The following is a 13962-nucleotide window of genomic DNA, read 5'->3' on the forward strand; positions in this document are numbered from 1 at the left end:
TAGTCAAATTAAGCTATAAAACTGCTAAATTAAGAAATAAATCAACTTTTTTTAATATTCTTTTGAGTAGCTATTTATTTTTAAGTGATAATCTAGTACAATTGATAAATGAGAAGTCTGGAAAGGAGTGAATTGAGATGAACATGGGAATTGCTATTTTATTAATCGTTCTTGCTTTAGTAGGAGGATTAGTTGGTGGATATTTTATTGCAAGAAAATACATGATGGATTATTTTAAAAAGAATCCTCCCGTTAATGAGGATATGCTACGTATGTTAATGATGCAAATGGGTCAAAAACCGTCTGAAAAGAAAATTAAACAGATGATGGCTTCAATGCAAGTTCAAACAGAAAAAGCGAATAAAAAGAAATAATTTAATAAATTAGGGGACTGATTTTTTATTTTGATTCTTTCAAAAAAAACGGGCAGATTATTCTGCTCGTCTTTTTTGTTTTTAATAGCTGATTTTGGCTATTGTTTTGAAATCATGTATAAATAAACAGGCTTCTAATAGAGTGGTCAAAATAAAAATAAAAAGTAGGTGTAAGAAACAGTTATGGGTATTTTTAAAAAGTTAGGTTGGTTTTTTAAGCAAGAAAAAAAATCATATATCACAGGTATCTTTTTCCTTATTTTAGTTGCACTAGTTCAACTAGTACCTCCACGGGTTATCGGAGTAGTTGTGGATGAAATTGCGGCTGGGAAAATGACGGGGGCTTCTCTTAGTCGTTGGCTCCTTATTTTAGTTGCCGCTGGAATCGGTCAATATACTTTTCGCTACATTTGGCGATTAAATATTTGGGGTGGCGCTGCAAAATTAGAGCAAACGCTACGAAATAATTTATTTAAACATTTTACCCAGATGGATCATAGCTTTTTCCAAAAATATCGAACTGGGGATTTGATGGCACATGCTACGAATGACTTATCTGCAATTCAAATGGTTGCAGGTGGTGGAATTTTAACCTTAGCAGATTCAATGATTACTGGTGGAGCAACAATTATCGCAATGGCTATTTTTATTGATTGGCGTTTAACGTTAATAGCGCTCATTCCTTTGCCACTTTTAGCAGTGGCTTCCCGGGTTTTAGGGTCCAAACTACATGAACGTTTTAGAGGTGCTCAAGCTGCCTTTTCTTCTATGAACGATAAAACACAAGAAAGTATTAGTGGGATTAAGGTTATTAAGACGTTTGGAGAAGAAGCCGCAGATGTGGCAGATTTTAAAGAACAGACAGATAAAGTTGTTGCCAAAAATAAACGTGTGTATCTGATTGATTCCCTATTTGACCCGGCGATTACATTTATCATGGGAATTTCTTATGTGCTTACCATTATTATTGGTGGGAGTTATGTAATGTCCGGGACAATTTCAATTGGGCAACTGATTTCGTTTATCAGCTATATTGCAATGCTAATTTGGCCAATGTTTGCAATTGGTCGTTTATTTAATATTTTAGAACGTGGGAGTGCGAGTTATAACCGAGTTGAGGAATTATTAAGCGAAAGTTCATCAATTATTGAAAATCCAAATGCTGTTCAAGAGCTAGTTAATGGCAGACTTGATTATCGAATTGATGAGTTTCATTATCCTGAGGATGATCGAGTAGCGCTTAATCACGTACATTTTACCATTAAACAGGGGGATACTTTGGGTATCGTTGGTAAAACTGGAGCAGGCAAAACGACTTTGTTTAAATTATTATTGAGAGAATATGATGAGTATGCAGGAAGTATTCGATTTGGAGGTCACGATATTCGTGATTATTCATTAAATGCATTACTTCATGGTATTGGCTATGTTCCTCAAGATCAATTTTTATTTTCAACAACAATTCGTGAAAATATCCGGTTTGCAAACCCCAATTTAACGGAAGAAGACGTAATCAATGCAGCTAAATTAACAGCTATTCATGATGATATTTTGGGATTGCCGAATGGCTATGACACTTTAGTTGGTGAGCGTGGTGTTTCCTTATCAGGTGGGCAAAAGCAAAGAATTTCTATTGCTCGCGCATTAATTACAAATCCAGAGTTATTAATTTTAGATGATGCCCTTTCTGCAGTTGATGCAAAAACAGAAGAAGCCATTTTATCGGCTTTGAAAGCCCAACGTCTAGACCAAACTACAATTATTGCGGCACATCGAATTAGTAGTGTCATGCATGCAGAAGAGATTATTGTGTTAGACGATGCTGAAATTATTGAACGAGGAAATCATCAAGAATTAATAGAAATTGACGGCTGGTATCAAGATATGTTCGATCGCCAACAACTAGAAGACAAGCTTGAAGGGGGTGCGAACTAGTGGAAGAAAATAAATCAGAGTGGTTAAAGTCAATTCCAGTCAAAGAACAAGTCGCCATTGTAAAAAGAATGTTTGTTTTTGCTAAACCATTTAAGAAACAGTTTTTTATTGCTATCTTTTTCGGAGTTATTTTAGCGATTATTAACATTTTATTGCCTCGTATTTTACAAATTTTTATGGATAGTTATTTAACGCCAAGAAAAGCTACAACAGAGATAATTATTACTTTTGCAAGCATTTATTTTGCAGTAACTTTAGCAAAAATAGTTGTTTGGTTTTGTCAGATGTATATTTTTAATATGGCAGCTGAAAAAACAGTTCAAAATATTCGTAATCAATTATTTGAAAAACTGCATACACTAGGAATGCGTTATTTTGATCAAACTCCAGCAGGATCAATTGTTTCAAGAGTAACAAATGACACTGAAACGATTAAAGAATTTTGGGCGGTCTTTTTAACAGTATTACAAGGTCTATTTGCTATTATTTCCGCATTTACAGCGATGTTCTTGTTGAATAGTCAAATTGCTATGTGGTGCTTACTTTTCTTGCCAATTTTAATGGTAGTTGTATGGTATTACCAACATTTTAGTTCGAAAGTATATCGTGGTATGCGTGAAAAATTAAGCCAATTAAATACAAAATTAAATGAGTCTATTTCAGGCATGGGAATTATTCAGCAGTTTCGTCAGGAAAAAAGACTACAAGCTGAATTTAATGAAACGAATAACGACTATTTTCAATCAAGGATTTCGATGGTAAAAATTAACGCGTTGTTACTAGGACCAATTATTAGCTTGCTTTATACGTTTTCTCTTGCAGTTATTCTAGGATTTTTTGGATATAATGCATTGACAGAACCTGTTAGTATTGGTGTGATTTATGCATTTATTTCATATACTCAAAGTTTTTTTAATCCAATGACAAATATGATGGATTATTTAAGCATTTTTCAAGATGGGATTGTTTCAAGTAGCCGTGTGTTAAAAGTAATGGATGAAACAAGCCTAACTCCTCAACAAGACTCACTCGCTACAGGTGAAATTCAGGATGCTGAGATTGAATTTAAGCATGTGAGTTTTTCATATGACGGCGAGCACGATGTGTTAACAGATATTAGTTTTACAGCAAAACCTGGTGAAACGGTCGCTTTAGTCGGTCATACTGGGAGTGGAAAAAGCTCGATAATTAATGTATTATTACGCTTTTATGAATTTAATCGAGGAGATATTTTAATTGATGGAAAATCCATTAAAGAGTATCCGATTACAGAAATACGTGAAAAAATGGGCTTAGTATTACAAGATTCTTTCTTGTTTTATGGAGATATTAAACGTAATATTCGCTTAATGAATCAAACGATTACGGACTATCAAATTGAAGAGGCTGCTCGTTTTGTTCAAGCAGATAGTTTTATAGAAGAGTTGCCCGGACAATACAATGCAAAAGTTATTGAGCGTGGTGCCAGTTATTCTAGTGGTCAACGTCAGCTGATTTCATTTGCCAGAACAATTGTAACGGATCCGAAAATTTTAGTATTGGATGAAGCAACGGCTAATATTGATACGGAGACCGAAACATTAATTCAAGAAGGCCTTAAAAAAATGCGACAAGGTCGGACTACGATTGCGATTGCTCATCGTCTGTCAACAATTCGCGATGCAAATTTAATTCTTGTTTTAGATCATGGAAAAATTATTGAACGTGGAACACATGAAGAACTAATTGAATTAGGTGGTATATATTATGATATGTATCGCTTGCAAAATAGTGAAAATGCAACTGGTTAATTCATTTAAATAGACAATACGGAAGCTACTTATATGTTGCTTCCGTATTGTTTTTTAGCTCAGTTCTTATGAGCCAACTTTTCGATAAAAAATAAAAATTCGAGAGGACAAAAAGCGTAATATCCATTTTCCTGTTTTCTTGTGGGAGCTAACCAGTTCAACGAACTTTTTTAGTTGACAAATAATTTTTTTAGCGAGATAGTATAGAAAAACTTATCCGAAAGTAGGGGCGAAAAGTATGGTGAATTTAGATCATTCATTTTCAATTAAAGGGTTAACCTTAAAAAATAGAATTGTTATGGCTCCAATGTGTCAATATTCAGTCGAAAAAGAAGATGGTAAACCAAATGACTGGCATTTTGTGCATTATGTTTCTCGTGCTGTTGGTGGTGTCGGCTTAATTTTGATAGAAATGACGGATGTTGAACCTAATGGTCGAATTACAAATAATGATTTAGGTTTATGGACAGATGAACAGATACCAGCTTTCAAAAAAATAATTGATGACGTCCATCGTCAAGGAGCTAAAATTGGTATTCAAATTGCCCACGCAGGTCGTAAGGCACAAGATACAGAGGAACCTGTTGGAGCAACTAATCAACCAATCGAAGATGGTGTCTCTCGACGTGGTGTACCTAGAGCATTAACAACTGAAGAGGTTGGTGCTATGGTGGATAAATACAAAGATGCAGCTAGAAGAGCCGTTGAAGCTGGGGTAGATACGATTGAAATTCATGGAGCTCATGGTTACTTAATTCATCAGTTTATCTCGCCTTTGGTGAATACCCGTGAGGATCAATACGGGCAGGACTTAGCTAGATTTCCAGTTGAAATTATTAAGGCTGTCAAAAGTGTTATGCCAGATGATATGCCATTGCTTATGCGTCTTTCAGCAATTGAGTACGTTGAAAATGGCTACGATATTCAACACTCTCTTGAAATAGCTAAAAAATGTCAAGAAGCGGGTGTTGATGTATTTCATATTTCAAGTGGTGGAGAAGGGACTCCAGGAACTTTAAAACCAGGTAATTATCCAGGTTACCAAGTTCCAATGGCTAGGAAATATCGTGAAATGCTAAATGTACCTGTGATTGCGGTAGGAAAATTAGAGAGTCCTGAACTTGCTGAAGCGGTTATTGCCAATCAAGATGCTGATTTAGTTGCGATTGGAAGAGGTTTGCTAGATGATCCTTACTGGGGAATCCATGCTTTGAAAAAAATAGGCAAATCAGTTGTACCTCCTAAACAGTATGAACGTGGTATTCGCTAATTAAAAAGCTCGAGGTGCTGGCTTTAAAAGAACTAGCCTAAAAAAATAGAACCAATTAGCGAGAAAACTAATTGGTTCTATTTTATTTAGCTTCATATTTATAGTTTGGATCAATTTCTGCATCTAACTGATCAAAAGCTGCTTGCATTTGATCTTCAATGTCTTTCAGTGTTTCTTTAGTTAATTTTACTTTCTTATCTAAATAAATAGGTTCACCAAAATTGACAGTTACACGTTTTCTAGAAAGTAGTCCTTTAATGGTTAAGGGACCTTGGAATACAGCTGGAACGATTGGAGCACCACTTAGCTTAGCAATTGTTGCAGCTCCACCTTTCAAATCGTTTGAATGGCGTGTTCCACTTGGGAACATAATTAAGCTTAGATTGCCCTCTTTTAAAAACTTAACTGGTTTTTTGATTACACTTGGTCCTGGATTTTCTCGATCGACAGGGAAAGCATTGGCATGGACCAAAATCCAACGTAAAATGGGATTCTTAAATAATTCTTGTTTGGCCATAAATGAAAAAATAGTTGGAGTTCCTGCTAAGGCAAAATAGATTGGATCAAACCAAGTTCTATGGGGACCAACTAAAATATAAGCTTCTTCTTTAGGTAGGCGCTCTTTATTCGTGTAGCGTGCATTTCCATTAAGGAGAAAAACTACAAATCGAGCTACCTGACGTATAAATCGATAGAACACGTTAACTCAACCTCTCTAGTTTAAAATTCAAATGTAACTATTTTCTTACTTAACAGTATGCAAGATTATTACGTATTTAGCAAGAAAATTTTCTTATTCCTACACATAAAAAAGAATTTGCTAAAAAAGCACTAGGAAGCATCTTAATTTTTTACAATTTGTTATAATAGAAGCAGAAGCTAAAATTCGGAGGTTAAAAAATGAAATTTATTCATACTGCAGATTGGCATATTGGAAAGAAAATTCATGGTTTTCAATTGTTAAAAGAGCAACGCGAAGTTTTTGAGCAAATGCTAGAAGTGGCTATACGTGAGGAAGTAGATGCTATTGTTGTAGCAGGTGATTTGTATGATCGTGCGGTTCCACCTAGTGAAGCAGTGGCATTGTTAAATCAATTATTTGTTGAACTAAATATTGAAAATCGTTTCCCTATTTTAGCTATTTCTGGAAATCATGATAGCCCAACCCGATTAGAAACTGGAGGACCATGGTACCAAACCCTAAATTTTCATCTTCATACAAAAATTAGTCAGAGCCTCAAACCAATTGTGATTGGGAATACTCAGTTTTTTTTATTGCCTTACTTTGAACCTATAGATGCTCGTCTCTATTTTAAAGATGAGACACTAGTTACTCATGAATTAGCGGCTAAACGGGTCGTTGAAGAAATGGAGAAGCAGTTTAATTCGGAGTATAATCAGGTATTGGTGGCGCATTTATTTGTGGCTGGGAGTTTACGGACAGAATCTGAAACTGAAGTGATGGTTGGGGGATTGGATCAAGTATCTGCAAGTATTTTTAATGCTTTTGACTACGTTGCCCTCGGACATTTACATGATCCAAATGCAACTAGACATGCTAAATTACAATATTCGGGTACCTTGTTAAAGTTTTCAATCTCGGAAGCGAATCAGCAAAAAGGCTTCAAATTAATTGAACTTTCCGATGAGGGTGAACTGACCAATCAATTTTTCCCTGTTTCTCCTGAAAAAGAACTTCGAGTACTTGAAGGTTTTTTTGCTGATTTGATTGAACCAACCTATTATGAAGCACAAAAAAGAGATGATTTTATTTATGTTCAGCTAAAAGATACAAAAATGATTCCTGATGCAATGAATCGTTTGCGGGAAATTTATCCGAATGTATTAGGAATGGAACGTTTGGACCGCAGTGGTTTAATGGCAACTATGAATTTGACTACTCGTGAAAAATTAAAAACAAAGGATCCAAGTGAACTATTTAAAGACTACTATGAAGAAGTAATGGGTGAAGCACTATCAAGTAAGCAGGAAACCTTATTAAACGAGTTGTTACAAAATTTAGATGTGACAAACAAAGGAGGAAGAAATTGAAACCAATAAAATTAAATTTGCAGGCTTTCGGCCCATACTTAAATGAAACGATTGATTTTAGTTCCTTTTATGAACATCATATTTTTCTGATTGCTGGTAAAACTGGTGCAGGTAAAACAACCCTTTTTGATGCAATGAGTTATGCTTTATTTGGTAAAACGAATGGTTTAAATCGTGAGCCAAAAGAAATGCGATCAACTTTTGCAAAACCAAGTGAAGAAACGAAAGTTGCTTTTACTTTTTCGGCACAAAATAAAGTGTATCAAATAGAACGAATTCCTGAACAAGTCCTAGCCAAAAAACGCGGTGATGGAGTCAGGGAAGTTAAAGCTAAAGCCACAATTACAATTTTTGATGAATTTGGCAAAGAGCTAAACCATTTTACTAAGACTACAGAAGTCAATCAAATTGTTGAAGAAGTTGTTCAATTAGAAGATGAGCAATTTCGACAAATTATTATGTTGCCTCAAGGTGATTTCAGACGCTTTTTAAATGCGAATAGTAATGAAAAAGAAAAAATTCTACGCAAATTATTTGGTACAGAACCTTATCGTTTATTTAGTGAGAAATTAAAAGAACAAAAAAAATTAATTAGTGTTGCTATTAAAGATCAAGAGAAAGAATTAATTACTACTTTACAACATGCTCGTTGGGTCACCGAGTTACCTGAAATTCTTGAGCTTGGACAAGCGCGAGGTAAAAAAGAGTTATCCTACTTAAAAGAACAGCAAGAGAATATGCATAATCAATTGCAAAAAAATGAAAAAAGAATTCAATTGCTAAAAGAAGAAGAAAATAAGAGGCAACTTGAGCTACAAAAAGTTCAAGCAGAAATCTTATTGTTTAACGAAAGGGAACAGCTATATTCTCAACAAACTATACACAAATCAGCAACAGAAAGAATAATGACTTTAAAAGAGAAATTAAATAAACTTAAGGAAGCAGAACTCATTCAACCATTATTAGTTCGACAATTAGAACTGAAAAATGAAATGGCTGAGTTAGCGACGGAAGTACATTCTCTTGAGAATCAAAAAAAACTAGCTGAAAAAGAGCAAAATTATTGGGAAACTCTGTATCAAGAAAAGCTAGCTGAAAGTCCAGAACAAGAACGTCGTGAAATGAAGCTGATTGAATTGAAACAACAAAAAATAGTACTGGATGGTTATAGTCGAGTGCGACAAGAGGCTGAAAGATTAGCTGAAAAAATTAACTTATTAGATAGAGAAAAAGTAGCTTGTGGTAACCAGTTACAAGAAAAACAAAAACAAGAAATGGCGATTGTTCAAAAATTAGATCAATTAAAAGAAGTTGAACAACAGCTGAATCAGTTGGATAAAGAACAGACAAGGGTACAAACCATTGATCAAAAACTGGTTGAATTTAGTCAAATAGAAGAGAAAATTCAGCAGTTAAAAAACCAAGAAATAACGGTTAGAGACTCACTATTATTGGCTGAGGAAAAAGTAGCGAAAACAGAAAAAAATTATTTGAAAGCCAAAAGTGATTGGGCTAAAATTCAAATTAGGCGACTCGCTTTAGACTTAGAAGATGGTGCTCCTTGTCCAGTATGTGGGTCGGTGGAACATCCGTATTTACACAGCCAAGTTGAAGATATGGATGAATTTGAAACAATGAGCCAGGCAGAAAATCAATTGGATTTTTGGGAAAATGAATTAACAACAGTTAAAGAAACGGTTGCTAGTTTTAAAACCCGAATTGAAGGGCTACACGAGCAACTTGCTGATTCAGAAAGTCAATTAGAAAAACGAATGGAAAATGACCCACTTGCGACTAGATTGGAAAAAAGTAGTCTAGATCAACTAAAAAAAGAAGTTAAAGTGCAATTAGAGAAAATAGAAACACAGATAATGGAATTAAAGCAACAGCATTCAAAAGAAACAGAATTGTTAGAAGAGCAAAATAAATTAAAAAGTTTTATTGAGAAAAAATCTGCAGAATTAAATATAATAGAGCAGGATTATCAAAATGTATGGCAAGAGCAACTGGAGAAAAAGGGAGAATTAACCCAAATAAAACAACAATTACCTTTAGAATTACTAGATGAAACGATTTTTAAAGGGCGATTATCTCAATTGGAATTGGAAGTTGCAGCATTTAAGCAAGAACTTTCAGAACGTGAACTAAAAAAAGTAGCAGCACAAGATCAATTAAAAGAAATTATAAGTAATCAAGTTCATTTAAAAAAACAATCAGCCAAGGCTGAAAAATTAGAACTTGAGTTAACAGAAAAATTGAATGATGCGATTAGTCAGTCAAGTTTTGAAAACCAAAAGTCGATTGAAGCAACCTTGACTGAATTGGAAGAAGTAGTTGATTGGGAAAAGGAAGTTCAACAATACGAAAAAGAAGAGTATCGCATCACTCAACGGATAGCTGAATTAGAAAACCAGTTACTTTCTGTTGAAAAGCCAAATGTTGAGATTGCAGAATCGCGTCTTAAGGAAGTGGCTATTAAACGAGAAACTATGCAAGAAGAGCAGACGAGGAATCAACAAATTCACATGCAAAATAAAAAAATTTTAAAAGAAGCGACTGAAATTATTCATTCTATTCAAGAACAATGGGATTTATTAGATGAAGTAACGAATTTATCAGCAGTGGCTAATGGTGACGGTGATCAAAGTAAAATGGGCTTTGAGCGCTATGTTTTGACTTATTTTTTAGAAGAAGTCTTAACGATTGCTAACGGCCGATTACAACAATTATCAAATAATCGTTATTTATTTGATTTAAATCGTGAAGAAGGGTCAAGAAAAACGGATACAGGTTTAGAAATTAATATCTATGATGATAATGCTGGTGGTTTACGCAATGTCCGCACCCTGTCTGGTGGAGAAAGCTTTATTGCGGCATTAGCATTGTCGCTGTCACTATCTGAAGTTGTGCAACAGCATGCTGGTGGGATTCAAATCGAAACGATGTTTATTGATGAAGGTTTTGGTTCCTTAGATGAAGATGCATTGGAAGAAGCGATGGATGCCTTATTGCAAATTGAAGGTAGTGGGAGATTAGTCGGAATTATTAGCCATGTTAAAGAGCTTAAAGAACGGATTCCAGACAAGCTATTAGTTGAATCTAATGGTACCGGTAAGAGTAAAATTAAAATTAGTCATGGTTAACAAATTTAAAGGAAAGTATCCAGTCAGTTAATTCTATCGTTCAATCAAAAATTATCATGAAGTTAGTGTAATTTTTTCAAGAATAGCGTACAATGGTGAGATAGATAAAATAAAAATAAGCTGAGAATTTGATGGATTGTTGGAAGAAAGTGGGAGAATTTTGAATGAAGTGGAGCATACCTGAACGAGTTATTGATCGCGCCAGAATATACGTAGCCGAAAAAAGGGTTCTTGTTATTACGCCTTTTTTAGAAAAGAAAATTTGGACTGCGGAAGTAATGGGCAGCGAAATCTATCATGTAGAGCTAGATGGGACAACAAGAGAATCAGATTTTTGCGAATGCCCTTATTGGAAAGACCATGGGTACTGTAAACATACAGTTGCAGTGGAATTAGCACTAAAAGAACAAGGTGTTAGTCGTGTGATGACAGCTGAAAATGCTGAGAAAATGACTGCTGTCTTACCTGATCCAGGACAAGAACTAACGGAATCCTTCACTCGTGTTTTTTTGAAAGAAAACCGTGAGATTTTTTTAGAAGTTGAGGATAAGCTTGAATTAATGATGGAATATAAAGTTGAGATAAAATCAACGAGCAATTCATTAATTAGAAATAATGATGAAGTCCTTGCTTTACGTTTAAGAGCAGGCTTAGATAAATTATATATTGTTAAAGATGTCGCCAGTTTTTTTGAAAGCTATCACAATCAAGGAACTTTTGACTTAAATACAAATCAGACATTAGATTTTAAGCAAATCAAAATTTCAGCTGAAGATAGCTTGATTTTAGATTTTTTAGGGCAACAAGCAGCTTCTAATGAAATGATGGGCGTCGGCAGTAAAGAACCAAAATCAATTTATAGCAATAAACGTTATTTAGTTATTTCCCCAATTTTAGCAGAAGAAACCATTCAATTGATTCAAGAAAATGGTAAGCTACAATTTTTTGTTGGCGAAAACAAACATAAACGTATGATTTTTGTGCCCAATCAATTGCCAATCTCATTCGAACTATTTCAGCAAAACCAAAAGATTTCATTATATATTAATAACCAAACGGATGCGAGATTAAAAGCCTATCATTGGTTTATTGCGAAGCATGCCATTTTCCAACCCTCAAAAGAACAATTGAGAGCATATCAACCTTTACAAAATTTTTTACAGCGATATGATGGGAAAGAAGTGGTCATTGATCCAGTTAATATGCCTGATTTCACAGCCTATGTACTGCCTTTACTAGCAAAAATTGGTGAAGTTTCAATTGATGAAGCTATTCAAGATACCTTTATTCAAGAACCTTTAAAAACAAAAATTTATTTTACCTATCACCAAGATGCGGTTCATGCAGTTGTTGATTTCAGCTATAAAAACTTAGTATTATCAACAGATGAAAAAAACAATCAACTAGGCGATTCAGGTGTTCAAGTGATTCGAGATAGCCAACAAGAGTTGAAAATTTTAAATTCATTTAAACAATTTGACTATCATCGTGATGAAACAAGTTATGCGAAACGCATGGTTAGAGATGATGACTTTTATACATTATTTACCAAAGAAATACCTTTTTTGGAAATGGATGCAGAAGTTTATGTAGATGATTTATTAGATAGTATGTTTTTAGATCAAATTGATCCAGAAACATCAATTGATGTTCAAAATGAAGGTTCACTTTTAGATGTTAGATTTGATATCAAAGGTATCACTCCAGACGAAGTTGATCAAGTGTTGAAAAGCTTAGTTGAAAAACGTTCTTTTCACAAATTGGACAATGGTGTATTGCTTTCATTAGAAACAGATGCATTTAAGCATGTTAGTGATGTTTTAGCCGAATTACGCATTACAAAGGATTTTCAAAATGGAAAAATCACATTACCAAGTTATCGTGGACTTGAAGTACAAGAGACAATTGGTTTAGAAGAAAGCAATAAACGCAAGCTTTCAAGAAAATTTAAAAATCTAATTGAAGATTTAAATGACCCTGCTCACTTTGAGGCGGAAGTTCCTAAAAATCTAGAAGCTGAATTACGACCTTACCAAATAACAGGATTTAAATGGCTAAAAATGTTAGCTAAATACGGCTTTGGTGGGATTTTAGCAGATGACATGGGATTAGGGAAAACAATTCAAGTGATTACATTTATTTTATCTGAAATTGAGGATTATGGAAAAAACGAGCCATTCTTAATTGTTTCTCCAGCTTCACTAACCTATAACTGGCATCATGAAATCAAAAAATTTGCTCCTAGTTTAGAAAGCTTTGTCGTTTCGGGCACAGCAGAAGAGCGTCAAAAACGGATTGAAGAAGTTGGACCAAATCAAATTCTAATTACATCTTATCCTAGTTTTAGACAGGATGTAGAATTTTATAAAAAGAAAAAATTCAGTACATTAGTTTTAGATGAATCGCAAATGGTGAAAAATTACCATACGAAAACAGCACAAGCATTGCGAGAGTTAACAATTCGTAAACGTTTTGCCCTTAGTGGAACACCTATTGAGAATAAAATTGAAGAATTATGGGCGATATTCCAACTAATTATGCCAGGGTTTTTCCCGCCAATGAAACAATTTAAAACGATGCCGTATCCGCAAATTGCACGAATGATTCAACCTTTTGTTTTAAGACGTATCAAAAAAGACGTGCTTAAAGAGTTACCAGATAAAATTGAAACAGATTTATATAGCTCGATGACGAAAGAACAAAAAACGGTTTATTTAGCTTATCTACAACGAATTCAAGATAGTGTCAGAAGTATGAGCGGTGATGACTTTAAGCGCAATCGAATTGAAATTTTAGCAGGCTTAACTAGATTGCGCCAAATTTGTTGTGACCCCCGCTTATTTGTTGATAATTATACAGGAGACTCTGGTAAACTTGAGCAATTGAAAGAATTGCTACAAACGGCCAAAGAAAATGGACAGCGTGTCTTGCTCTTTTCTCAATTTACATCAATGCTGTCTATTATTGAAGAAGAACTGGCTCAAGAAGGAATTGAGACCTTCTACTTAAGCGGTCAAACGAAACCTAAAGAACGGATCGAGATGGTTGATCGATTTAATGCAGGTGAAAAAGAAGTATTCTTGATTTCACTAAAAGCCGGAGGTACTGGCTTGAATTTAACTGGAGCAGATACCGTTATTCTTTATGACTTATGGTGGAATCCAGCCGTTGAAGAACAGGCCGCTGGTAGAGCACATCGTCTAGGTCAGAAGAAAGTGGTTCAAGTCTGGCGCTTAATTGCGGAAGGTACAATTGAAGAGAAGATTAGCCAATTGCAACAAGAAAAGAAGGCTTTATTTGATCAAGTGATTACATCTGAAGCAACAGATACGAAACAATTGACTCAATTAACCGAATCTGATATTCGTGAGATTTTAAATATTGGGGTTTAAGAGTCA

General features: G+C 34.5%; 8 protein-coding genes. 7 read left to right on the forward strand and 1 reads right to left on the reverse strand.

From position 1 onward, the window contains the following. Window positions 1–137 precede the first annotated feature (137 nt). From MHI00_RS07420 to MHI00_RS07435, 4 genes are all read left to right on the forward strand, one after another. Window positions 138–374: a YneF family protein gene (locus tag MHI00_RS07420; protein WP_010053053.1), complete on the forward strand. Its 237-nt coding sequence runs from the start codon at window positions 138–140 to the stop codon at window positions 372–374. Between the two features lie 183 nt (window positions 375–557). Next, window positions 558–2309 (forward strand): ABC transporter ATP-binding protein, encoded by a 1752-nt coding sequence (locus tag MHI00_RS07425; RefSeq protein ID WP_135055269.1) that lies wholly within the window; start codon window positions 558–560, stop codon window positions 2307–2309. Next, window positions 2309–4099: an ABC transporter ATP-binding protein gene (locus tag MHI00_RS07430; RefSeq protein WP_056998890.1), complete on the forward strand. Its 1791-nt coding sequence runs from the start codon at window positions 2309–2311 to the stop codon at window positions 4097–4099. Before MHI00_RS07425 ends, MHI00_RS07430 begins: the two co-directional genes overlap by 1 nt. Window positions 4100–4337: 238 nt before the next feature. After that, complete coding sequence (locus MHI00_RS07435) at window positions 4338–5369, forward strand: NADH:flavin oxidoreductase/NADH oxidase (RefSeq protein ID WP_229251327.1); 1032 nt, start codon at window positions 4338–4340, stop codon at window positions 5367–5369. A gap of 82 nt (window positions 5370–5451) precedes the next feature. On the opposite strand, the gene MHI00_RS07440 is transcribed toward MHI00_RS07435, so the two are convergent. Beyond that, window positions 5452–6069 (reverse strand): lysophospholipid acyltransferase family protein, encoded by a 618-nt coding sequence (locus tag MHI00_RS07440; RefSeq protein ID WP_010053059.1) that lies wholly within the window; start codon window positions 6067–6069, stop codon window positions 5452–5454. Window positions 6070–6269: 200 nt separating this feature from the next. Between MHI00_RS07440 and MHI00_RS07445 the strand changes: the two genes are divergently transcribed. The 3 genes from MHI00_RS07445 (at window position 6270) to MHI00_RS07455 (ending at window position 13956) form a co-directional block, all read left to right on the forward strand. Further along, entirely contained in the window at window positions 6270–7421 is a 1152-nt protein-coding gene (locus MHI00_RS07445; RefSeq protein WP_010053060.1) for an exonuclease SbcCD subunit D, read from the forward strand. Beyond that, window positions 7418–10564, forward strand: coding sequence for an SbcC/MukB-like Walker B domain-containing protein (locus MHI00_RS07450; protein WP_341112367.1), 3147 nt, complete (start codon window positions 7418–7420; stop codon window positions 10562–10564). Before MHI00_RS07445 ends, MHI00_RS07450 begins: the two co-directional genes overlap by 4 nt. A gap of 164 nt (window positions 10565–10728) precedes the next feature. Next, window positions 10729–13956, forward strand: a complete 3228-nt coding sequence (locus tag MHI00_RS07455) for a DEAD/DEAH box helicase (RefSeq protein WP_341112369.1) — start codon at window positions 10729–10731, stop codon at window positions 13954–13956. Window positions 13957–13962: the final 6 nt, after the last annotated feature.

Source organism: Carnobacterium sp. FSL E2-0243 (genome assembly GCF_038003605.1).
Taxonomy (GTDB): domain Bacteria; phylum Bacillota; class Bacilli; order Lactobacillales; family Carnobacteriaceae; genus Carnobacterium; species Carnobacterium maltaromaticum.